Here is a 22,413-nt window from a genome sequence, read left to right as displayed (position 1 = left end):
GTTTCAATCGGATCAAGGCTGCCAAAACACCAGCCATAAATTCAGAAGTGAGATGCGCAAGAATGGACTTTAGCAAAGCATGAGTCGCCAAGGTCAGTCCTGGGAAAACGCCACGAACGAGCGTTTCTATGCGATCCTTAAATCAGAGTGGGTGCCAGAAGATGGCTACAACTCTGAGCATGAAGCCCGCATAGACGTGCAACGCTACGTGATGCGTTACAACAACGTCAGGCTCCATAGCTACAACGGCTATCGTTCACCGGTAGCTATGGAAAAACTGGCGGCATGAAAACCGTAACTGGTGTCCAAAATTAGTTGACCAGTTCAGCTTGCTCGCGATAGCGGTATGACAGTCACATTGATATTGACTGACACTCCCTCATCGCGAGCAAGCTCGCTCCCACAGGGGATCAGTGTTGTTGCTGAATTCTCCGTCTTCAAATCGATACAGCGTAGCGAAATCAAGACAAAGCCTTTCCCACCCCGCATTTACGGCGTCTGCGCCCACAGCCCTGCTTGTCTGTACTGATTTCAATACGGATGAAATCTCTCGCACTTCAAAAAATCACGCCAAACCATTGATTTAAAACAACTAATCAACCTTGGCACCGCCCTTGCTATCACTCCTGCAATCCCGCTCGTCGCCCCGCCACGAGCCTTAAAACAATAAGGAGTTGATATGAGCCAATTGCGTTTTACCGTCGATCACGAATGGTTGCGCCTTGAGAGCAATGGCCTGGTCACCGTCGGCATCACGGCGTTTGCCCAGCAGGCGCTGGGGGATGTGGTGTTCGTTCAGGTACCTGAACTGGGCGCCTTCGATGCAGGCGCGGAAGTGTCGGTGCTGGAATCGGTGAAAGCCGCTAGCAGTATCGGCATGCCGCTGGACGGCGAAGTGGTCGAGATCAACTCGACGCTCGAGAGTACCCCGGAACTGGTCAACGAAGACCCATTGGGCGAAGGCTGGTTCTTTCGCTTCAAACCGGTCGATGCCCTGGCGCTGAGCGATCTACTGGATCAAGACGCCTATGAACGCCTGACCGCAGAACACGCCGACGCTTGAAGCCCAACCCTTCCACACAAGGACCACACCATGTTCAGCAAGCACGACCAGATCAAAGGCTATGACGACGAACTGCTGGCGGCGATGAACGCCGAGGATGCGCGGCAGGAACACCACATCGAACTGATCGCCTCGGAAAACTACACCAGCCAGCGGGTGATGGAGGCGCAAGGCAGCGGCCTGACCAACAAGTACGCCGAAGGGTATCCGGGCAAGCGTTACTACGGCGGCTGCGAGCATGTCGATGTGGTCGAGCAACTGGCCATCGACCGCGCCAGGCAGCTGTTCGGCGCCGACTACGCCAACGTCCAGCCCCACTCCGGCAGCCAGGCCAACGCCGCGGTTTATCTGGCTCTGCTGCAAGCCGGCGACACCGTGCTGGGCATGAGCCTGGCCCACGGCGGTCACTTGACCCACGGTGCCAAGGTGAGTTTTTCCGGCAAGCTCTACAACGCGGTGCAATACGGCATCGACACCAAAACAGGGCTGATCGATTACGACGAAGTCGAGCGCTTGGCGGTCGAGCACCAGCCGAAAATGATCATCGCCGGGTTCTCGGCCTATTCGAAGACCCTGGACTTCCCGCGCTTCCGCCAGATCGCCGACAAGGTCGGCGCGTACTTTTTCGTCGACATGGCCCACGTCGCCGGCCTGGTGGCGACCGGTCTGTACCCGAACCCGCTGCCCTACGCCGACGTGGTCACTACCACCACCCACAAGACCCTGCGCGGCCCCCGTGGCGGTCTGATTCTGGCCAAGGCCAATGCTGAACTGGAGAAGAAGCTCAATGCCGCGGTATTCCCCGGCGGCCAGGGCGGCCCGCTGATGCACGTGATCGCCGCCAAGGCCGTGTGCTTCAAAGAAGCGTTGGAACCAGGCTTCAAGACCTATCAGGCGCAAGTGATCCGTAACGCCCAGTCCATGGCGCAGGTGTTTATCGAACGCGGTTATGACGTGGTGTCCGGCGGTACCGACAACCATCTGTTCCTGGTCAGCCTGATCCGCCAGGGCCTCACCGGCAAGGACGCCGACGCCGCCCTCGGCCGTGCCGGCATCACCGTCAACAAGAACGCCGTGCCCAACGATCCGCAATCGCCATTCGTGACGTCCGGCCTGCGCATCGGCACGCCGGCGATCACCAGCCGTGGCTTCAAGGAAGCGCAGAGCATTGCGTTGGCTGGATGGATTTGCGACATCCTCGATCACCTGGGCGATGCCGATATCGAGGCCAATGTCGCACGGCAGGCGGCCGCCCTGTGTGCGGACTTCCCGGTCTACCGCGACTGAGCACACAACACAAAACCCTGTGGGAAAAACCCTGTGGGAGCGAGCTTGCTCGCGATGAGGCCAGTACATCCAGCATTGATGTTGAATGTAAGTCCGCCATCGCGAGCAAGCTCGCTCCCACAGGGGTCTCCCACAGGTTCAGTACCCTGCTGCACAAGGAAAGCATCATGAATGCCATTGTCGAATCGACCGGCAAGAGCCCGGCGAAAGTGGAGGTCGGCACCAAACTGCGCGGTGCGGAAAAGGTCGCGCGGATTCCGGTGAAGATCATTCCCACGGAAGAATTCCCGCGCAAACCGGACTGGATTCGCGTGCGCATGCCGATCTCTCCCGAGGTCGACCGGATCAAGCAGCTGCTGCGCAAGCACAAGCTGCACAGCGTCTGCGAAGAAGCCTCGTGCCCGAACCTCGGTGAGTGTTTTTCCGGTGGCACCGCGACTTTCATGATCATGGGCGACATCTGCACCCGCCGTTGCCCGTTCTGCGATGTCGGCCATGGCCGGCCCAAGCCGCTGGACGTCAACGAACCGATGAACCTGGCCGTGGCCATCGCCGAGCTGCGCCTGAAGTACGTGGTGATCACCTCGGTGGACCGCGATGATTTGCGCGATGGCGGCGCCCAGCACTTTGTCGATTGCCTGCGCGAGATCCGCAAGCTGTCGCCCGGCGTGCAACTGGAAACCCTGGTGCCGGATTATCGTGGACGCATGGACGTGGCCCTGGCGATCACCGCCAACGAGCCACCGGATGTGTTCAACCACAACCTGGAAACCGTACCGCGCCTGTACAAGGCCGCGCGGCCGGGTTCGGACTTCGAGTGGTCGCTGGACCTGCTGCAGAAATTCAAGCAATCGGTACCCCACGTGCCGACCAAATCCGGCCTGATGCTGGGCCTTGGCGAAACCGACGAGGAAGTCATCGAGGTCATGCAGCGCATGCGCGAACACGACATCGACATGCTGACCCTCGGCCAATACCTGCAACCGTCGCGCAGTCACTTGCCGGTGCAGCGTTTCGTGCATCCCGACACCTTTGCCTGGTTCGCCAAAGAAGGTACGCGCATGGGTTTCAAGAACGTGGCGTCCGGGCCGCTGGTGCGCTCGTCGTATCATGCTGACCAACAACTGCATGGAGGCGGCGACGGTTTCAAGCCATCATGAACAGACTGGTCATGCCTGGAGCCGTTGCCGATGTCTCGTTCACCCTGTCTGTTACTGCTATGCCTGAGCCTCGCCACACCTTGCCTTGCCGATGAGCCGAGGCCCGAGCACATGGTGTATGTGCGCAGCATCGATCCGGGCATCGAGCAGGACATCCGCTACGCCGGCGCCCACAACTTCACCGGGCATGCGCTGGACGGCTATCAGGCGGCGGAGTGTCTGATGTCGGTAGACGCGGCCAAAGCGCTGGGTCGGGTACAAGCGGCACTGAAAGCCGAAGGCTACGGCTTGAAGGTGTTCGACTGCTATCGACCCAAGCGCGCGGTGGCGGACATGGGACGCTTCGCCACCGAGCCCGGCGACCCGCTCAAGACCGAGTTCTATCCACGGGTCGACAAGCAGGACTTCTGGCGCCTGGGTTATGTGGCCCGGGTGTCCAATCACTCCCGGGGCAACACCGTCGACCTGACCCTGATCGGTCCCGACGCCCTGCCTGCCGATACTTGGACGCCTTCCGTCAAACCGGTGGATTGCACGGCGCCTTACGGCCAGCGCTGGCACGACGGTGCGCTCGACATGGGCACCGGTTTCGATTGCTTCGATGAGCGTGCGCACACCGACTCGGCGCTGATCAACGCCACGGCCAAAACCAATCGCCAGCGACTGACCAGTGCCATGGCCAAGGAAGGCTTTGTCGGTTATTCGGCCGAGTGGTGGCACTTCACGTACAGCGGGAATCCGCAGAAGCCGGACGTCATGGACTTCCCCATCACGCCGCCTGCACCATGAACATTCTGCTCAAGGCAATGTTGGTGGCGTTTTTTCCGCTGGCTGCATTAGCCCAGGGACTCGACGGCAGCGACCAACTGATCGTGGTCACCAGTAAAGGCTGGGATGACATCCAGGGCACTGCCCAGCGCTATGAACGGCGCGGGCAGACCTTGCAGAAATTCGACGCACCCTTTGCAGTGGTGCTCGGCAAGAACGGCATGGGTTGGGGCAAGGGGCCGCTCGATATCGGGCAACCTGAAGGACCGGTCAAACAGGAAGGCGATGGCAAGGCGCCGGCTGGAATGTTCAAACTGGGTACGGCGTTTGGCTACGCGCCTTCGGCCGAAACCCGCCTGCCTTATCTACCGTTGACACCGACCATCGAATGCGTGGATGACAGCCAATCGAATCGCTACAACGAACTGGTCGATGGAGCGGTCGTCGAAAAAGACTGGAGCAGCTCCGAACGGATGCGCCGCTCGGATGAGCTATACCGCCAAGGCATCGTCATCCAGCACAACACCCCGGCCTCGCCCGCTGCCGGCTCATGCATTTTCTTCCACATCTGGCGCGGCCCCACGGCGCCGACCCGTGGCTGTACGGCCATGGACCCGGCGAACATCGCGCGGCTGTTCAACTGGCTGGACCCGGGCAAATCCCCGGTACTGGTGCAACTGCCCGAAGCGCAGTACGAGCAGTTGCGCGAGCGCTGGAGACTGCCGAAGCGCTAACTGGTAAACGCTGAACCTGTGGCGAGGGAGCTTGCTCCCTCGCCACAGGTGCGGGTATTACCCCCGCTCAACCACCACCGCACCCATCGACGGCTTGGCCAGCGCGTAATAGATCACACTCGGCACCAGCAGCCCGACAATCCACGAAATATCCACCCCGCCCAGTTGCGCAACCATTGGTCCTGAGTAGAAATGGGTGTCGACAAACGGCAACTGGATCAACACGCCGATCACATACACGCTGATCCCCAGCACGTTCCAGCGACCGTAGCGCCCTGCCGGGTCGGACAGCGCCGGGATGTCGTAACGCTCCTTGTTGATGAAGTAGTAATCCACCAGGTTGATCGCGCTCCACGGGGTGAAGAACGTCAGCAAAAACAGGATGAAGTACTTGAACGAGTTGAGGAACGAGTACTGCCCCAGCAATGCCAGCGCGGTGGACGCCGCGACGATCAGCAGCACGAACAGCATGCGCTGGCGGGCGGTGATTTCCAGGCGACGACGAAAGCCACTGATGATGGTGGCGATGCACATGAAACTGCCGTAGGCGTTGAGGGTGGACACCGTGACCTTGCCGAAGACAATGCTCAGGTACAGCAGGGACGCGATCACCCCGGTGCTGCCCAGGCCGACAATGGTCGCCACTTCGTGCCCACGGAAATTCGCCCCGGCCAGTGCGGCGGCGAACACCCCCAGCACCATCGAAGTCTGCGCTCCCAGCACCGTGCCGAGGCCGACAGCGGCGAAGGTTTTCCACGACGAAGTCTTGCTCGGCAGGTAGCGCGAGTAGTCCGCCACATAGGGGCCGAAGGCGATCTGCCAGGACGCCGAGAGCGAAACCGCCAGCAGGAAGGTGCTCCAGCCAAAGTGACGATTGTCGAGCAGCAGGCCGATGTCGTTGAGGGTCATCAACCGGGTGAACAGGTAGGCGAAGGCGATGATGCCCAGTACGCTGGCCACCCGCCCGACCAGGTGAATCACCCGATAACCGAAGATCGTCAGGAACGCGATGCACGCCGCGAAAATCAGGATGCCGGTGCTGTCGCTGACGCTGATCAACTGCGCGATCGCCTGCCCCGACAACACTGCGCCGGTGGCGCTGAAACCGAGGTACATCAGGCACACCAGGACAATCGGGATCGCCGCGCCGTACACGCCGAACTGCACGCGACTGGAGATCATCTGCGGCAGTCCAAGCTTCGGCCCTTGCGCCGCGTGCAGCGCCACCACGGCACCGCCGAGCACTTGCCCGATCAGCAAGCCGATCAGCGACCAGAACACATCGCCGCCCAGCACCACGGCCAGGGCGCCGGTGACGATGGCGGTGATTTGCAGGTTGGCGCCGAGCCACAGGGTGAACTGGCTGTAGAGACTGCCGTGTCGCTCAGCCTCGGGAATGAAATCGATCGAGCGGGTCTCGATCAGGGGACTTCGTTGCGCACTCATGACGATGTTTCCTTTGAGGAACTGTTTTTGTTGTCGGGGATGAACTTAGAAGCTTTTGGTGGCGCTTGCAACGACCGTGGCCGAGCACAGATCGTCATAGCCATACCAGCCACTGCACTCGCTTTTCGTCAGGTCGGTGTCGACATAGCTCAGCCCCCAGGTCACGCCGACAAAGTCGCGGGTCAGCTTGGCTTCCCACTCGTAGTAAGCCTCGCGGTTGTCGCCGTCGGCGGACCAGAAAGCCGGGTCTTTCACATCGTTGCGTCCCACCCGCAGCTCCAGGCCGACTTCGGCCGGCAGCGCGAATTTGTAGCCGACGTAGGTGTAGAGCGTGTCCTGGTCTTCGCCGAAAACGTTAGGCGTGTCGTTCGAGTAATAGGCGCCGAGCTTCACGCCATAGACATCAAGGACGGCGTAGACCTCACTCAAGTTGAATTCGGAATTTTTCGGGTAGTCGTACTTGATGTAGCCAAGGTCCAGGCTGATCGCGTCCGTCGCCTGCCAGTAGTAACCGGCGTAGTACTCAAGCTCCTGCCGGGTATCGAAGCCGCCGCCGAAATCCACGTTGGAGGTCCAGGCGCCGATGTACAGGCCACTGCTGTGCAGCAGCGTTGCGCCGCCCTGTACCGCCGGATCGCCCTGGGTTTGCGAGATGCCCCGGGTGCGGTAGTCGCTGACGATGCCCAGGGTCATGTCCAGACTGAAGTCATCATTGAGGGTCAGGGCCTGGCTGGTCAGGGGGGCCAGTGCGAGTGCGGCGAGGGTCAATGCTGAAAGTGCGTTCATACAGTTCTCTTGTTGTTATGGCGTACGGGGAATTTCAGGCATGGCGATGCCACACCCCTCGCGTGACGAGGGGCTGGCGGTTTTACGTGTGCTGGGTGTTCGCAGGTCAGGACGCGGGGGCGTAGACCTGCTTGCCGGCGAAGAAGGTGTTCAGGACTTTGGTTTCGAACAGGTCGTCATCGCTGACCTTGAACACGTCGCGGTCGAGGATGATCAGGTCAGCCTGCTTGCCCGGTGCCAGCGAACCGATCTGTTGCTCCAGGCGCAGGGTTTTCGCCGCGTTGATGGTGTAGGCGTAGAACATGGTCTGGCGGTCGATGCTTTCCTTGGCATTGAGTACGCCCAACGGACCTTTGCGCGTACTGGCCTGGGCAATGGCGTTGAACGGGTTGGGACTGGACACCGGCCAGTCGCTGCCACCGGCAATCGTTGCGCCAGCGTTATGCAGGGACCGCGCGGGATACTGGTAACCGTAGGCAAAGGCGCTGATGTAAGGCTTGACCAGTTCGACGGTGTAGGACTCACCGGTGGCCCACAGCAGTTGCATCGAGGCGATCACGCCCAGTTCTTTGAAGCGTGGAAACTCCTTTGGGTTGACCAGTTGCAGGTGCGCGATGCTGTGGGGCACGGGCGTCGGGCTGAGCTTGCGCGCATACGCCACGCCATTGAGCGCTTCACGCACCGCGCGATCGCCGACGGCATGCATGTGCACGATCCAGCCGCGTTTTTCCGCCGCCACCACCAGTTCGCCGAAGTGCGCCGGGTCGGTCAGCAACTGACCATTTTTATGGCTGTTCTTGAACGGCACGATGACCGCTGCAGTCTGCCCCGGGAATTCGAGAATGCCGTCGACAAACACCTTGATGCCGGGGAACGTCAGGTTAGGCACGCCCTCGAATTGCTTCATCACAGTGGCAATCACTTCCAGGTCGGCGGGTTTGCTCTTCGGATTGGTGACCATCAACGCGGCGACGTGGGCACTGAGTTCGCCGTTCTGCGCCAGCTCCTTGTACAGCGGCAGCACGCCGACACTTTCCGCGGTGGCATGGAAATCGAACAGCGAATCTTCACTGCCGCCGTTCGCCGCCGCGTCCATCCAGGCAGTGATACCGTATTGGTTGTTGACCCGCACCGCCTCTTTCGCGGCCTTGAGCATGGTCTGGGGGCTGGGCGCAGGAATACCGTTGCGCACCACGTCCCAGCGGGATTCGGCAAAGTAGCCATTAGGGGTGAAGTCCGCTTCATGGCCGATGTAACCGCGCTCTTTCTCCGGCAGGCTTTTGACCAGTGCCGCATCGATATTCAGGCGCTTGAGCATCGCGTTGTTGGCCCAACCGGTGTGGCCATCGATGCCGCTGAAAACGATGGGCTGATCGGCCCAGCGTCCCTGGTTGAACACCTTGCCCAGTTCACGGCTCTTCTCCCAGTAGGCCGAACTGACCCCGGCGACGCTGATCACATCGCCGGAGCGGGCTCGTCCGGCCTTGTCTTCTTCGATCAACCATTGCTCCAGTTCCGGCAAGGGTTTGACCTCGTCCAGCAGGTTGGCCTTCATGCTGTCGAAGGCGCCCGAGACCGGGTGGCTGTGGGTGTCGATCATGCCTGGCATCAACACTTTGCCTGCCAGGTCGATGCGCTGGGTCTTGGCATCGGCCAGGGCATTGATTTCGGCATCGCTGCCCACTTTCAGAATCTTGCCATCTTGCACCGCAACAGCCTGCACCAGCGCCTGGCCGGGTTCGGCGGTAAAGACCTTGCCGTTGAACAACACCAGGTCAGCGGCGGCCATCGCTTGTACCGAAGACAAGGCCAGCGCGGCGGCTAACAGGTTTGGAATGAATCGCATCGGAACGCTCTCTGGTTTTTATGGGGCGGATCGGGAAGTAACAGCTTGGGAAACCACGTGCGGCGCAATCCCCAGGAACGGCGCCTTGGCCCACACGACCTTGCCGCCGACCAGCGTCAGCAGCACGTCATTGCGGCCCAGTTCCTCCTCGGGCACCTGCATGAAGTTCTTGTCGAGCACGATCAGGTCAGCGAACTTGCCGACTTCGACCGACCCCAACACCGCGTCCAGCTTCAGCTGTTCGGCGGAACTGAGGGTGATGCTGCGCAGCACTTCGGCTCGCGACAACGCCGGATCGGTGTTGAGTCGCCCGGCATACTTGGGGCCATAGCTGTGCGGATTGGTCGGGTCGCCGGAACGGGTGACACCGACTTTCAGCGCCAGGAACTCATCGAGGGGATCGACCGGCCAATCGCTGCCAAACGCCACGCGGCCGCCAGCATGGGCGATGCTGCCCGAGGGTTCCATGCGCGCAAATCGCGCGGCACCAAGGTGATCACTGGTGCCATCGACCGTGGACGGTGCCTGCTGTGCCCACTGGAACGACATGGTGGCCGTGACGTCCAGTGCCTTGAAGCGCGAATAGTCGGCAGGGTCGACAGACTCGGCGTGAGCGATGGCCGGACGGAAATCAGTACCGGGCAGTTCCTTGCGCACGTAGGCGACACTGTCCAGTGCATCCCGCACCGCGCGCTCGCCGGTGGCGTGCAGGTGCGGGTCGAAACCGGCCTTGACCGCTTGCAGCAACAACGGATTGAGCACTTGCGGCGGGAAGTACAGTTCGCCCAGGTTCTTGCCCGGGGTCCACTTCGGCGCCTTGTCGGTGCCGCTGTTGTGCAGGTAGGGGGTCAACATGGCGCCGGTGTCTGCCGGGGCATTGATGATGCCATCCATGAACAGTTTGACGTGACGCATGCTCACGCCCGGCGCCACGTTCACTTCGCCCTGATCGTAAGTGCTGGCCAAAGCCTTGGCCTCGGCGATGGTTTTCACCGGGTCGGCGGCAGCGGCGGCCGGGTCCAGTTTGATCGCCAGCAAGGCCCGGGCGGTCAGCTCGCCGGTCTTTTGCAGGCTGGTGAAGGCTTTGCCGTTTTCAGGTCCCGACAGCGCATCGAAGAAACTGGTGATGCCTTGCTGGCGCATGGCGTCGAGGGCTGCACGAACCTGATTGAGTTTTTCCGCGTCGGTGGCGGGTGGCACCACGGCGGCCAACGATTCGGCGGCGCCGTCTTCGCAGATGCCGTTCGGGTTGCCGGCGCTGTCGCGTCGGTATTTGCCGTCTTCGGGGTCGGCGGTGTACTTGTTGATGCCGGCCAGTTCCAGGCCGCGAGAGTTGGTCAGCACGGTGTGGAAGTCGGTGGAGCGCACCTGGATCGGGCGCTTGGTCTTGAGCGCATCCAGGGTCGATTTGTCGGCGTCGCCGTCGAGCCCGGTCATGCCCACGCGGTCCCAGCTGCCGACTTCCAGCCACACGTCCGGGCCCTTGCCCTTGTCGGCATCGAGGCAGGCCTGGATGCTCGCCTGAAACTGCGCGCGGGTCAGGGTCTGGTATTTCAAATCGCACAAGGTCATGGCGCGACCGCCATCGCCGGGGTGCATGTGCGCATCGACGAAGCCCGGCATCAGCATGCGCCCGGCCAGATCGATCAGTTGTGTTTGCTTGCCGATGTAGGCGTCGACCCCGGCATCGCTGCCGATATAGACGATCTTGCCGCCCGAAATGGCAATGGCCTGCTGTACGGAATCCTGGCCATCGACGGTGTAGACGTAGCCATTGCGCATGACCGTGTCGGCGGGTGTCGCCGCCAACGCCATGCAGGAAAACGCCGTTGTCGACGCAACGGCGATGAACAACCTGGAAAGTCTCAAATGCCTCACCCCTGTTCTTATTGTTTTGAAGCGGCCCGAAGCGATTGCGCCAGCCCCTGATAGACAGGGCCTACCCTATAGGGCGCAGCGTTCGAATGGACCTCTGCAAATGAGGAGGGGTAAGGCAAATAATTGAAACCGCTGGGATTAATCCCGGCGCACGGACTCCGCCAGCGCACCCGGCGAACGCAGGGCCGAGCCCAGTTCCACCTTGCTTTTCACACCGAGTTGCAAGTAGCAGTTACGCAAATAGGTGCGCACGGTCGCGGGGCTCAGGGCGAGCATTTTGGCGATTTCCTTGTAGGAGTGCCCGGCGGCGAACAGCATCGCCGCCGTGCGTTCCCGTGGTGCCAGGCCGTCCCCGCCCGACGGTGCTTCCAGGGACAGGATGACATGTCCGGCGTTGGGGCTCAGGGTCAGGGCGCAGCGGCCCAGGCGGATCACGCAGGGCGCCTTCGACAGTTGCGCGATCACCTCGCCCGGCAGCATTGAACCGCTCCAGCCGGGCAGTTCGCGTTGAATGGCGGCGCACAACCTGGCGCCTACATACAGCAGGCTGCCGTCCATGCGCGCCACACCAAAATCACTCGCGCCGTTTTCGCTGTCGAAGCGAATCATGTCCTGCACCTGGAACCGCCACAGCTGGAACAGGTGATCGCAGAATGCCGAAAACAGCTCGGCTTCGCTCTCCTCGAACGCCTGTTCATGCTGGCCACGGTAGAGACAAACGAAAAACATCAAGCCGCTTTCGGGCAGCTCATAGGTGATGCTCATCAAGTGGTAGAGATCGTAGCGCCGGGCGAAATCATTGACCGCTTCGCACGGGTCGTTGAAACCGTTGTCGCGCACCACCTCACCGGGACGGTTGAGCGTGGCGTGGGAGAACTGATCGTTTGCCGCCACCGGATGCCATTCGGCGGCAAAGGATTCGGGGAGATTGATGCTGCCGTGCATCCAGCTCTGGGGGGGAACATCAGGACCTGGCGTCGACATCTCGCCCCACCAGGCGGACGCAAAGGGCACCAGTTGACCGAATGCCTGCAGGCCATCGGCGATGAATCGCGACGCCCCGCTCTCCCGCGCCAGCCGGCCCAGGTGCAATACGCAATGATTGAACGCCTTCAGCGTGGTCAGCGACCTGTTGTCGTCGACCTTGTTTCCCTCCTCCATCGTTGCGATCCCGTTCACTGCATGGTCTGGTGTTTCGACGATGCCATAGCGTCGGGAATGGCGTCCAGCTTGCCGTGACATCAATAGTTACAAACAGCCCGCTCCCACGGGGTAAATGGGCGTATGCAAAATCGGCCAGCGACTGAAATTACTGTGGGAGTGAACCTGCTCGCGGTAGCGGCGGGTCAGCCGACACCGATGCTGGCTGTAATGACGCCATCGCGAGCAAGCTCGCACACAGGGTTGGTAGGTGTACGCAACATCTGCGAGCAACCGGGATTACGGTGGGAGCGAGCCTGCTCGCGAAGGCAGTGGGTCAGCCAGCATCAATGTTGAATGTGCTGGCCTCATCGCGGGCAAGCCCGCTCCCACAGGGGAATGTTGTGGTTTCAGAAGTGGATGTCCTTGGCCGGTATCACATCGATCCGCGCCACGGAACCGGTCAGGTGCGCCAGGTCCTTGTTGTGCTCGGCAATGATGTCTTCGGCGCTGAGGTTGCCGTTGTCGACGGTGGAATGGGCGTCGCCCGCCAGCACCACGTCGTAGCCCAGTTTCAGCGCCTGGCGCACGGTGGCGTTGACGCAGTAATCAGTCTGCAGGCCGCAGATGACCAGGCGCTCGAAGTCCTCTTCCGGTAACAATTTTTGCAGATTGGTCTGGTAGAACGAATCCCCGGTGGTCTTGCGCACGCGATGGTCCTTGGGCGAGGTTTGCAGCCCTTCGGCCAGTTGCCAGCCGGCAGCGCCATGGGCCAGCGGGCTGCCCGTTTCTTCGTGCTGGATCAGTACCACGGGCACGCCGGCCTCACGCGCCCGGGCAGAAAGGTCATTGATGGTGTTGATGACCCGTCCAATCTCGAAGCACTCGTACTCACCGGAACACAAAGCCTGTTGAACGTCGATGATTAACAACGCAGTGGTCATGATTTCCTTCCTTGATATGCCGAGTGATCAGGGGACGAACATAAGCCCGTCCCCCTCCAGACACAACCCTCAATAACCCAGCGACAACCCGGTGTTACGCCGTGGGTCGTTCGCCCCGTAGAAACGGTTCTTGCCGACCGGTTTGCCGCCCAGGGACGGCGCGCCGACCAGGATCGCCGCCAGGTGGTTGGGATCCTGTGGACCTGCGAACTTGTGCCCCCAGCTTTCGAGGATTTTCACCGTATCCGGGCTGGTGGTGAAGGCCTCCAGGTTGGTTTCCTCCGGCAGCCACTGCTGGTGGAACCGCGGTGCATCCACCGCTTCCTGGATGTTCATGCCGTAGTCGATCACGTTGAGCATGGTCAGCAAGGTCGCGGTGATGATCCGGCTGCCACCCGGCGTACCGACCACCATCACCACTTTGCCATCCTTGGTCACGATGGTCGGGCTCATGGACGACAACGGCGCCTTGCCGGGGGCGATGGCATTGGCCTCGCCCTGCACCAGGCCGTACATGTTCGGCACGCCGATCTTCGAGGTGAAGTCGTCCATTTCATCGTTGAGGATGACCCCGGTCTTGCTCGCCATCACGCCGGCACCGAACCAGTCGTTGAGGGTGTAGGTCACCGACACCGCGTTGCCCCACTTGTCGACGATGGAGTAATGGGTGGTGTTGTTGCCTTCATGGGGCGCTACACCGGGCTTGAGTTCGCTGGATACCGCGGCTTTTTGCGGCTTGATCGCGTCGCGCAGCTTGGTCGCGTAGTTTTTATCCAACAGGTGGGCAATCGGGTTCTTCACGAAATCCGGGTCACCCAGGTAGCTGTTGCGGTCCACATAGGCGTGGCGCATCGCCTCGATCTGATAGTGCATGCCCTGGGCCGAGTGGTAGCCCAGATCCTTCATCGGATAACCTTCGAGGATATTCATGATCTCGCAGATCACCACGCCGCCGGAGCTCGGTGGCGGTGCCGAAACCACGTGGTAGCCACGGTAGTCGCACTCGATGGGCGCCAGTTCGCGGGTCTTGTATTTGTCGAGGTCGGCCTGGGTGATGATGCCCTTGTTGGCCTGGCTGGAGGTGACGATGGCATCGGCCACCCAGCCTTTATAGAAACCGTCGGCGCCTTTCTCGGAGATCTCCCGCAAGGTCTTGCTCAAGTCCTTTTGCACCAGTTTCTGGCCGACCTGCATCGGCTCGCCTTTGCTCAAGAAGATCGAGCCGGAATCCTTCATGTCCTTCTTGAACATGTCGGTGGCGTAGTCCAGCAGATCGACGTCGCCCTGCTCCAGTTCAAAACCGTCTTCAGCCAGCTTGATGGCCGGGGCGATGATTTCCTTGCGCGGCTTGGTGCCGTACTTGGACAGCGCCAACTCCATGCCCGAAACGGTGCCCGGCACGCCCACGGCCAGGTGGCCACGGGTACTCAGATCAGGGACGACGTTGCCCGCCTTGTCCAGGTACATGTTGGCGGTTGCGGCCAGCGGCGCTTTTTCACGGAAGTCGAGGAAGGTCTTGCGCCCGTCCGCCAGTTGAATGGTCATGAAACCACCGCCACCGAGGTTGCCTGCCGCGGGGTACACCACCGCCAGCGCATAGCCGACCGCGACCGCCGCATCCACGGCGTTGCCGCCTTTCTTCAGCACATCCACGCCCACATGGCTGGCCAGGTGCTGGGCCGTGACCACCATGCCGTTTTCCCCGGTAGCCGGGGCCACGGAGGCGGCGTGAGCAGTCAGACAGCTGAGTGCCAATGAGGTCGCAATCAGCGATTTGGCAAAAGGTTCGTACTTCATGAGTCGGTCTCTTCTTGTTATTACGTAGGAAAACGCTTCAAAAGCCGTAGCCAAGTATGGTCGGGATTACGGTTTGCGCCTCCCCGTCGAGACAGTATCCTTTACGCCTGTTGAGCAATTTTGCGCGAGCCCTGGCATGACCTATACCTGCACCACCGTGGCTTCACCCGTGGGCCAGTTGAAGCTGGTCGCGAACGGTTCGCGACTGGCGGCCATCCTCTGGGAAAACGACAAACCCGGTCGGGTGCGCCTGGGGCCGATGAGCGAAGCGCCGGACAACCCGATCCTGGTGCACACGGCTGCGCAGTTGCGCGAATATTTTTCCGGCACCCGCGATCACTTCGAACTGGAACTGGATTTTGCCGGCACGGAATTTCAGAAGAAGGTCTGGACGGCGCTGCTGACCATCCCGTTCGGCGAGACCCGCAGCTACAGCCAGATCGCCGAACAGATCGGCAACCCGGCGGCGGTAAGGGCAGTGGGTGCGGCGAATGGCAAGAACCCGATCTCGATCGTGGCGCCGTGTCACCGGGTAATTGGCGCGTCGGGCAAGCTCACCGGGTTTGCCGGGGGGCTTGAGGCGAAGGAGTTGTTGCTGACGCTGGAGGGCGGGCAATGGCCCGGCACGGCACGCCTGCCAGGCTTTTGATCATGCTTGGGCGAAGAGGTTTTTCATCGCCGCATACTGCAACAGCATGATGGTCTTGGCGTCGCAGATTTCGCCGCGGTAGAACGCTTCGAGCGCGTCCTCGAACGCCCACTCCAGCACTTCCAGCTCTTCGGTTTCCGCCTCCAGTCCACCACCGTCGCTGACTTTCGACTTCGCGTCGTACTCGGCAATGAAAAAGTGCAGCTTTTCCGTCACCGAACCCGGGCTCATGTACGCCTCGAACACCTTCTGCACATGGTGCACGCGATAACCGGTCTCTTCCTCGGCTTCATCGCGGATGCGATCTTCAGGCGCCGCGCCTTCCAGCAGCCCAGCTGCCACTTCGATCAACAGGCCATCGTGGCCGTTGACGAACACCGGCAGGCGAAACTGCCGGGTCAGTACCACGGTTCTCTTTTCGCGGTTGTACAAGAGAATCGCCGCGCCATTGCCACGGTCGTAGACTTCCCGGGTCTGGCGTTGCCACTCGCCGTTGTTGCGTTGGTAATCGAAGGTGATTTTCCTGAGCAGGTACCAGTCGTGGGACAACACCTGGGACTCAAGGATGTTGACCCGCTCGGCCGTGTTCGACATGACAACGCGTCCTGTTATTTGTCTGAGGGTCCACATGTTAAGTGAAAACGAACGGCACTTGTCCCCTCAAGCAAGCTGCGCGTTGGCGACGGTTCAACTTTTCCGGGGATGGAACAATCGCTGCGACCGGGATAGGCTGCGGCTTCCATGCCATAAGGATATAGCCATGAACCTGCGTATCGAACTGTCGCAAAACCCCACGGAAGAACAACGCCTGGCCATCCTCAAGCCATTGCGCGCGTACAACGGCTCGAAGGCCGAAGGTAACGTACCTGAGCACATCGCCTTGCTGGTGCGCGACGACAACGACGAGATCCTCGGCGGCCTGCATGGCCGATTGTTTTACCAGTGGCTGTACGTCGACTTGCTGGTGGTGCCGGAACAGGCACGGGGACAGGGCCTGGGTTCGAAACTGATGCAGATGGCCGAGGACCTGGCGCGGGAACGACGCTGCGTCGGGCTGTGGCTCGACACCTTTGAATTCCAGGCGCCGGAGTTCTACAAGAAATGCGGCTACAGCGAGATCGGGCACATTGCCGATTACCCGCCAGGCCACAAGCACTTCTTCTTCCAGAAGCGCCTGAGCTACTGACCAGCACACAAAACCACTGTAGGAGCGAGCCTGCTCGCGATGGCGGACTGTCATTCAACATTGATGTCGACTGACTTACCGCTATCGCGAGCAGGCTCGCTCCTACAGGGGTATGCAATAAACCTTCAAATCATAGGCAGGTCGCCAACGCCGCCAGCCGGCGCTTGGCCACGAAATCATCCTTCTGTGCGTAGTAGCTCAACACCGTGCCCGAGGCATCGGTGGTCACGTCGACGAAGGACTCCGCCGAACGGGTGTAAACGGTCGTGCCACCCTTCTCGCCGGCCTGCAAATAGGCAGCGGCATCGACACCGAACACGGCCTCGTCCTGCCAGGAAAACTGCACGCACTGGGCGACGTCTTTTGCCGGCTTTTCCGAGTTCAGGGTCTTGTACGGGGCCTTGGTGCGGGCATCGTTCATCGCCGAGCCGGCGCATCCCGCCAGCAACGTCACGGCCAGCGCCACCATCAGAATTCGCATTGCATTCACTCATCAGGAAAAAGCGGACTTTATCACCCCGGCAGCCCGTATCGTTCTGCTTTACTGCATTTATACCGCGACAGCGCGCAACGATTCGCGCACCCTGTCGCGCCAATAACGCCCCATCGCACCCCTGACTGGAAATCTGATGACACCTAATGCCGAGTTCTACAAACCGAGCACTGAATATGCCGACAAGCTGATCAGCCAGATCGGTCAGACGCCGTCCTGGATTGCCAAGCGAATCGGCGTCACCGACAAGCGGATTCGCTACATCCTCGATGGTGAAAGAACCGTCAAAGGCGAAACCACGCCGATCCAGATGACTTACACCGAACAGTTTGCCCTCGAATGCCTGGCGGCAGCGGCCAAGGCCAGCAAGAAGCAATCCTCGTAATCCGTTCTCAAGGAGCGACCATGGCGGCAACCGAACTGCAGCATGAGCAAGCACTCAAGAAATTTCTCGATGCGCGCCCCGAGTTGCGCGAAGAACTCGACCACCTCAACCCACTGTTGGCTCAGGCCAAGGGTGAAACGGCGGCTCAGTATCGCGAGGAACGGCTGCACGAAGCGTTTGAAGCTGAAGCAGAACGCCAGAAATTGTTCGCTTGGGAACTGACGTTGCAGTTAACCACCGCCACACCCCAGGATTACCAAGCGCAGCGCCTGGAAGTGCACCGGGAAGTGGCGGAAATGGCCGGCATGGACTGGCTGGAATATTGCGAGTTGAATGGCATAAAACCCTAAGCACTGTTCAGGGATACCTTCGCCGATGCTGCCCAACACCGCCAGGACCCACGCCAGCCCCGGTCACCTGCACACGCAGAAATGGCGCGGGCGCATAGGCCTGAGCCTGGTGGCCATGCTCTCGGTACTCGCCGGTATGACCGACGCCATCGGCTTCATGGCCAGCGGCGACTTCGTCTCGTTCATGAGCGGCAATACCACCCGGATGGCCGTCGCCATCAGTACTGGCGACCTTGGGTTGACCCTGCGCCTGGTGATCCTCGTCGCCACTTTCATCGTCGGCAACGCGCTGGGCATAATCGTCAGCCGGCTAGGCAGACGTCGGGCCCTGCCCTTGTTGTTGTGCATCGCCACCCTGCTGTGCACCGCCGCGGCCTGGCCTTATGACGTGCAGCTGCCAGCCCTGCTGGCGGCGATCATTGCAATGGGCATGCTCAACGCCGCGGTGGAAGAAGTGAACGGCCTGCCGGTGGGCCTGACCTACGTCACCGGTGCCCTGTCGCGTTTCGGCCGCGGACTGGGTCGCTGGATGCTCGGCGAGCGTCGTAACGGCTGGCGCGTGCAACTGATCCCCTGGACCGGCATGTTCGCCGGCGCGGTACTCGGTGCCGTGCTGGAACATCACCTGGGGCTCAAGGCGTTGTTTGCCAATGGCCTGCTGGCGGCCGGGCTCGGGGTGTTGTCGTTGAAGATCCCGCGGCGCTGGCAGTTGGGGTATATGCCGCGCTGAGCTTGGCGGTGCCTATGCGGCCCTCATCGCGAGCAAGCTCGCTCCCACAGGAGATCGGTGTCGAATACAAAATTGAAATCCACCACGAAACAATTGTGGGAGCGAGCTTGCTCGCGATGGGGCCAGAATAGACAACATCGATTTAGCCGCCCCGCCGATAAAGCTTTATCATGGCCGCAGTTTCGCTGATCGAGTCCGTCATGAAGTTCGCCATCGCCGTGTTTTCCACCGCCCATGCGCCCTCCTCGCGCCGCGCCTTGCTGTTCGCCCAAGCGGCGTTGGCCGGCGGGCACGAGATTGTCCGGGTGTTTTTCTACCAGGACGGCGTCTACAACGCGTCCGACAGCGTGGTCACGCCCCAGGATGAACTGGACTTGCCCAGGCAATGGCGCGCCTTCGTCAGCGACCATCAACTCGATGGCGTGGTGTGCATCGCCGCCGCCCTGCGTCGTGGCGTGTTGAACGAGGAAGAAGCCAGGCGCTATCAGCGCGAGGCGGTAGCCGTCGGTGCGCCGTGGGAATTGTCCGGCCTCGGCCAATTGCATGACGCCGCGCAGGATGCCGACCGTCTGATCTGTTTCGGAGGCGCGTGACATGGCCAAATCCATATTGATCATCAGCCGCCAGTCGCCATGGTCCGGCCCAGGCGCGCGCGAAGCGCTGGATATCGTGCTGGCCGGCGGTGCCTTCGACCTGCCGATCGGCCTGTTGTTTCTCGATGACGGCGTGTTCCAGCTCGTCGCCAGTCAGGACGCCAAGGCCTTGCAACAGAAAGACCTGAGCRCCAATCTGCAAGCCCTGCCGATGTTCGGTGTCGAGGAACTGTTCGCCTGTGGCGACAGCATCACCCAGCGCGGCCTGGACCCGAGCGGCCTTTCGCTGGAAGAAGCCCGGGTGTTGGCCGCCCACGAAATCACCGCCCTCATTGACCGTTACGACCAGGTGATCACCCTCTGATGTCGACTTTGCATGTGTTGTCTCATTCCCCGTTCGGCGACGAACGCCTGACCAGTTGCCTGCGCGTGATCGGCGCCAACGACGGGTTGCTGCTGTCGGGCGACGCGGCCTATGCGTTGCGACCAGGCACCGCACCGTTCACGGTGCTCAGTGCACGCGGCCTGAAGTTGTTCGTCCTGGCTGAAGACGCCCAGGCCCGTGCGCTTGCGGTTCCAGACTGGGCCAAAGCCATCGATTACCCGGTCTTCGTCGAACTGTCGATTCACTACGACAAGGTCAACAGTTGGCTATGAATGCACTGACGGTCGGCGCCCGCGCCATCCAGCTGGACAAGGACGGTTTCCTGGTCGAACTGAGTGACTGGTCCGCCGACGTGGCCAGTGCCCTGGCGGCTGCCGAAGACATCGAGTTGACGCCTGAACACTGGGAAGTCCTCGAACTGCTGCGCAGTTTCTACGCCGAGTTCCAGCTGTCACCGGCCACCCGCCCGTTGATCAAATACACCGCCCTGAAACTCGGCCCGGAAAAAGGCAACAGCCTGCATCTGAACCGACTGTTCAAAGGCACTCCCGCCAAACTCGCCGCGAAACTGGCGGGCCTGCCCAAACCGACGAATTGCTTATGACTGATTACCCAGCACTGACACTCGAAACGCCCGCCGAGCATCCGTTCGCCCAGTTCGTGCGGATCCTTGGCAAAGGCAAGCGCGGCGCCCGCGATTTGACCCGGGTCGAAGCCCGCGAAGCCATGGGCATGGTGTTCGATGAAAAGGTCGAGGAAACCCAACTCGGCGCATTCCTGATGCTGTTGCGGCACAAGGAAGAAAGTGCAGAAGAGATGGCAGGCTTCACCGAAGCCTTGCGCGAACGCCTGAATCCTCCGGCACTGGCGGTGGATCTGGATTGGCCGACCTATGCCGGCAAGAAACGCCATCTGCCGTGGTATCTACTGGCAGCGAAGTGCCTGGCGCAAAACGGTGTGCGGATTTTCATGCACGGTGGCGGCGCCCACACGGCCGGCCGCCTGTACAGCGAACAACTGCTGGGCGAACTGAACATCCCGCTGTGCCGCAACTGGCAACAGGTGGGTTCGGCGCTGGATAACGGCGGCCTGGCCTTCATGCCATTGATGGACTGGGCGCCACAGCTGCAACGGATGATCGACCTGCGCAACACCCTGGGCCTGCGCTCGCCGATCCACTCCCTGGCGCGGATTCTCAATCCGCTGGGCGCCCGTTGCGGCCTGCAGAGCATTTTCCACCCGGGTKATCAGGCGGTGCATCGCGATGCCAGCGGCCTGCTGGGTGACACCGCCATCGTGATCAAGGGTGATGGCGGCGAAATCGAGGTCAACCCGGACGCCGACAGCCACCTGTACGGCACCACCGGCGGCGAGAGCTGGGACGAGGAATGGCCGCAGCTGTCCGCGCAGCGTCATGTCAAACCCGCATCGCTTGATCCCGAGCACTTGAAAGCGGTCTGGCGTGGCGATGTGGTCGACAGCTACCCACAAATGGCCCTGATCTCGACCATGGCCCTGGCCCTGCGTGGCTTGGGGCAGAGCCGCGAACAGGCCTTCGAAACCGCTGAAAAATACTGGGCTGCGCGGGACAAATCGATTTAATCGATCATTTTCGCCCGATCTTTGCGCTTTTTGTTCGAACTCATCGGAATAGACTCGACTCCATCGATTATGGGTTTCGGGAGTCTTGAACATGGGTTTGTTAGTTGATGGCCGCTGGCAGGACAAGTGGTACGAAAGCAGCAAGGACGGCGCGTTCCAGCGTGAACAGGCGCAGCGTCGCAACTGGTTAACCGCTGACGGCAAGCCGGGACCGACCGGCGTCGGCGGCTTTGCGGCCGAACCGGGGCGCTATCACTTGTACGTGTCCCTGGCCTGTCCGTGGGCCCATCGCACGCTGATCCTGCGCAAACTCAAAGGCCTCGAAAACCTGATCGACGTTTCGGTGGTCAGTTGGTTGATGCTGGAAAATGGCTGGACCTTCGACCAGAACCTGGGATCTACCGGCGACAAGCTCGATCACTTCGACTTCATGCACCAGCGCTACACCGCCGACACCGCCGACTACACCGGCCGCGTCACCGTGCCGGTGCTGTGGGACAAACAGCAAAAGCGCATCGTCAGCAATGAATCATCGGAAATCATCCGCATGTTCAATGGTGCCTTCGACGATTTGACCGGTAACGACCTGGACTTCTACCCGGCACCGCTACGCGGTGAGATCGATGCGTTGAACGAGCGGATTTATCCGGCGGTGAACAATGGCGTGTACCGCGCCGGCTTTGCCACGTCACAACAGGCCTATGAAGAAGCGTTCGACGATGTGTTTACCGAGCTGGATCGGCTGGAGCTGCTGCTGGGTGCCAATCGTTACCTGGCAGGCGAATACCTGACCGAAGCGGACATTCGCCTGTTCACCACACTGATTCGCTTCGATGCGGTGTACTACGGGCACTTCAAGTGCAATCTGCGGCGGATTGCGGATTATCCGAATCTGTCGAACTGGTTGCGCGAGATCTATCAGTGGCCGGGGGTTGCCGAGACGGTGGACTTCACCCACATCAAGAACCACTACTACGCCAGCCACCGCACCATCAACCCGACGGGTGTGGTGCCGAAAGGGCCGGCGCAGGACTTCACCGCGGCCCATGATCGGGAGAGCGGGAAAGGGGTTTGGCGCAGAGCTTGAGATTTGTGTAGGTTTTGAAGGCCCCATCGCGAGCAGGCTCGCTCCTACAGTGGATTTGTGTCGTTTACACATCCCCTGTAGGAGCGAGCCTGCTCGCGATTGAG

Annotated in this window: 26 protein-coding genes; 17 read left to right on the top strand and 9 right to left on the bottom strand. The window is 60.9% G+C overall.

Annotation, left to right across the window (positions count from 1 at the left end; all coding sequences use genetic code 11):
- Positions 1-79 precede the first annotated feature (79 nt).
- The 6 genes from AC1DRN_RS19585 to AC1DRN_RS19560 all read left to right on the top strand — a co-directional run bounded on the left by AC1DRN_RS19585 (position 80) and on the right by AC1DRN_RS19560 (position 5,012).
- A complete protein-coding gene (locus tag AC1DRN_RS19585; protein ID WP_477786779.1) occupies positions 80-289 on the top strand; it encodes an integrase core domain-containing protein in 210 nt (69 codons plus the stop codon).
- A 390-nt stretch (positions 290-679) separates the two neighbouring features.
- Positions 680-1,063, top strand: a complete 384-nt coding sequence (gene gcvH / locus AC1DRN_RS19580; protein ID WP_223461642.1) for a glycine cleavage system protein GcvH — start codon at positions 680-682, stop codon at positions 1,061-1,063.
- 30 nt (positions 1,064-1,093) lie between these two features.
- The gene (glyA, locus tag AC1DRN_RS19575; RefSeq protein ID WP_223461639.1) at positions 1,094-2,350 is read left to right on the top strand and encodes a serine hydroxymethyltransferase; all 1,257 of its coding nucleotides are present in this window, start codon (positions 1,094-1,096) and stop codon (positions 2,348-2,350) included.
- Between the two features lie 167 nt (positions 2,351-2,517).
- Complete coding sequence (gene lipA, locus AC1DRN_RS19570) at positions 2,518-3,510, top strand: lipoyl synthase (protein ID WP_223461637.1); 993 nt, start codon at positions 2,518-2,520, stop codon at positions 3,508-3,510.
- Positions 3,511-3,540: 30 nt separating this feature from the next.
- Positions 3,541-4,299 carry a M15 family metallopeptidase gene (locus AC1DRN_RS19565; RefSeq protein WP_223461635.1) on the top strand — a complete coding sequence of 253 codons (759 nt, stop codon included), beginning with the start codon at positions 3,541-3,543 and terminating at the stop codon, positions 4,297-4,299.
- Positions 4,296-5,012, top strand: coding sequence for a L,D-transpeptidase family protein (locus tag AC1DRN_RS19560; protein WP_223461632.1), 717 nt, complete (start codon positions 4,296-4,298; stop codon positions 5,010-5,012). The genes AC1DRN_RS19565 and AC1DRN_RS19560 overlap by 4 nt, the downstream gene beginning before the upstream one ends.
- A 57-nt stretch (positions 5,013-5,069) precedes the next feature.
- On the opposite strand, the gene AC1DRN_RS19555 is transcribed toward AC1DRN_RS19560, so the two are convergent.
- The 7 genes from AC1DRN_RS19555 to ggt form a co-directional block, all read right to left on the bottom strand.
- Positions 5,070-6,458, bottom strand: a complete 1,389-nt coding sequence (locus AC1DRN_RS19555) for a purine-cytosine permease family protein (protein WP_223461630.1) — start codon at positions 6,456-6,458, stop codon at positions 5,070-5,072.
- A 45-nt stretch (positions 6,459-6,503) separates the two neighbouring features.
- Positions 6,504-7,244: a TorF family putative porin gene (locus tag AC1DRN_RS19550; protein WP_223461627.1), complete on the bottom strand. Its 741-nt coding sequence runs from the start codon at positions 7,242-7,244 to the stop codon at positions 6,504-6,506.
- Positions 7,245-7,350: 106 nt separating this feature from the next.
- Positions 7,351-9,090, bottom strand: coding sequence for an amidohydrolase (locus tag AC1DRN_RS19545; protein WP_223461625.1), 1,740 nt, complete (start codon positions 9,088-9,090; stop codon positions 7,351-7,353).
- Positions 9,091-9,108: 18 nt separating this feature from the next.
- Complete coding sequence (locus tag AC1DRN_RS19540) at positions 9,109-10,905, bottom strand: amidohydrolase (RefSeq protein ID WP_223461650.1); 1,797 nt, start codon at positions 10,903-10,905, stop codon at positions 9,109-9,111.
- A gap of 201 nt (positions 10,906-11,106) precedes the next feature.
- Positions 11,107-12,129 carry a helix-turn-helix transcriptional regulator gene (locus AC1DRN_RS19535; RefSeq protein WP_223461623.1) on the bottom strand — a complete coding sequence of 341 codons (1,023 nt, stop codon included), beginning with the start codon at positions 12,127-12,129 and terminating at the stop codon, positions 11,107-11,109.
- 389 nt (positions 12,130-12,518) lie between these two features.
- On the bottom strand, positions 12,519-13,052 hold the full coding sequence (locus tag AC1DRN_RS19530; protein ID WP_223461621.1) for a cysteine hydrolase family protein: 534 nt from the start codon (positions 13,050-13,052) through the stop codon (positions 12,519-12,521).
- 69 nt (positions 13,053-13,121) lie between these two features.
- On the bottom strand, positions 13,122-14,849 hold the full coding sequence (gene ggt, locus AC1DRN_RS19525) for a gamma-glutamyltransferase (protein ID WP_223461619.1): 1,728 nt from the start codon (positions 14,847-14,849) through the stop codon (positions 13,122-13,124).
- 136 nt (positions 14,850-14,985) lie between these two features.
- Here ggt and AC1DRN_RS19520 point away from each other — a divergent pair, with 136 nt between their 5' ends.
- The gene (locus AC1DRN_RS19520) at positions 14,986-15,498 is read left to right on the top strand and encodes a methylated-DNA--[protein]-cysteine S-methyltransferase (RefSeq protein WP_223461617.1); all 513 of its coding nucleotides are present in this window, start codon (positions 14,986-14,988) and stop codon (positions 15,496-15,498) included.
- Here the strand turns inward: AC1DRN_RS19520 and AC1DRN_RS19515 are convergent, their stop codons facing one another.
- On the bottom strand, positions 15,499-16,092 hold the full coding sequence (locus AC1DRN_RS19515) for an NUDIX domain-containing protein (RefSeq protein ID WP_223461615.1): 594 nt from the start codon (positions 16,090-16,092) through the stop codon (positions 15,499-15,501).
- Between the two features lie 166 nt (positions 16,093-16,258).
- Between AC1DRN_RS19515 and AC1DRN_RS19510 the strand changes: the two genes are divergently transcribed.
- A complete protein-coding gene (locus tag AC1DRN_RS19510; protein WP_223461613.1) occupies positions 16,259-16,684 on the top strand; it encodes a GNAT family N-acetyltransferase in 426 nt (141 codons plus the stop codon).
- A gap of 130 nt (positions 16,685-16,814) precedes the next feature.
- On the opposite strand, the gene AC1DRN_RS19505 is transcribed toward AC1DRN_RS19510, so the two are convergent.
- Positions 16,815-17,165: a hypothetical protein gene (locus AC1DRN_RS19505; RefSeq protein ID WP_111287897.1), complete on the bottom strand. Its 351-nt coding sequence runs from the start codon at positions 17,163-17,165 to the stop codon at positions 16,815-16,817.
- A 148-nt stretch (positions 17,166-17,313) separates the two neighbouring features.
- On the opposite strand from AC1DRN_RS19505, the gene AC1DRN_RS19500 reads away from it, so the two are divergent.
- The 9 genes from AC1DRN_RS19500 to AC1DRN_RS19460 all read left to right on the top strand — a co-directional run bounded on the left by AC1DRN_RS19500 (position 17,314) and on the right by AC1DRN_RS19460 (position 22,309).
- Complete coding sequence (locus tag AC1DRN_RS19500; RefSeq protein ID WP_008015571.1) at positions 17,314-17,562, top strand: hypothetical protein; 249 nt, start codon at positions 17,314-17,316, stop codon at positions 17,560-17,562.
- 20 nt (positions 17,563-17,582) lie between these two features.
- Entirely contained in the window at positions 17,583-17,912 is a 330-nt protein-coding gene (locus AC1DRN_RS19495; RefSeq protein WP_223461611.1) for a DUF6388 family protein, read from the top strand.
- 25 nt (positions 17,913-17,937) lie between these two features.
- A complete protein-coding gene (locus AC1DRN_RS19490) occupies positions 17,938-18,642 on the top strand; it encodes a YoaK family protein (protein ID WP_223461609.1) in 705 nt (234 codons plus the stop codon).
- Positions 18,643-18,842: 200 nt separating this feature from the next.
- Entirely contained in the window at positions 18,843-19,235 is a 393-nt protein-coding gene (gene tusD / locus AC1DRN_RS19485; protein ID WP_223461648.1) for a sulfurtransferase complex subunit TusD, read from the top strand.
- Between the two features lies 1 nt (position 19,236).
- Positions 19,237-19,599 (top strand): sulfurtransferase complex subunit TusC, encoded by a 363-nt coding sequence (gene tusC, locus AC1DRN_RS19480; RefSeq protein ID WP_477786778.1) that lies wholly within the window; start codon positions 19,237-19,239, stop codon positions 19,597-19,599.
- Complete coding sequence (tusB, locus tag AC1DRN_RS19475; RefSeq protein ID WP_223461604.1) at positions 19,599-19,892, top strand: sulfurtransferase complex subunit TusB; 294 nt, start codon at positions 19,599-19,601, stop codon at positions 19,890-19,892. Before tusC ends, tusB begins: the two co-directional genes overlap by 1 nt.
- Complete coding sequence (locus AC1DRN_RS19470; protein WP_223461602.1) at positions 19,889-20,224, top strand: TusE/DsrC/DsvC family sulfur relay protein; 336 nt, start codon at positions 19,889-19,891, stop codon at positions 20,222-20,224. Before tusB ends, AC1DRN_RS19470 begins: the two co-directional genes overlap by 4 nt.
- Entirely contained in the window at positions 20,221-21,222 is a 1,002-nt protein-coding gene (locus AC1DRN_RS19465; RefSeq protein ID WP_477786777.1) for a glycosyl transferase family protein, read from the top strand. The genes AC1DRN_RS19470 and AC1DRN_RS19465 overlap by 4 nt, the downstream gene beginning before the upstream one ends.
- A 91-nt stretch (positions 21,223-21,313) precedes the next feature.
- The gene (locus AC1DRN_RS19460) at positions 21,314-22,309 is read left to right on the top strand and encodes a glutathione S-transferase family protein (protein WP_223461597.1); all 996 of its coding nucleotides are present in this window, start codon (positions 21,314-21,316) and stop codon (positions 22,307-22,309) included.
- Positions 22,310-22,413 lie beyond the last annotated feature (104 nt).

It is taken from the genome of Pseudomonas sp. P5_B3 (assembly GCF_056400405.1).
Note: the sequence above shows the minus strand (reverse complement) of the source record. Positions and strands in the feature narration are given on the sequence as shown.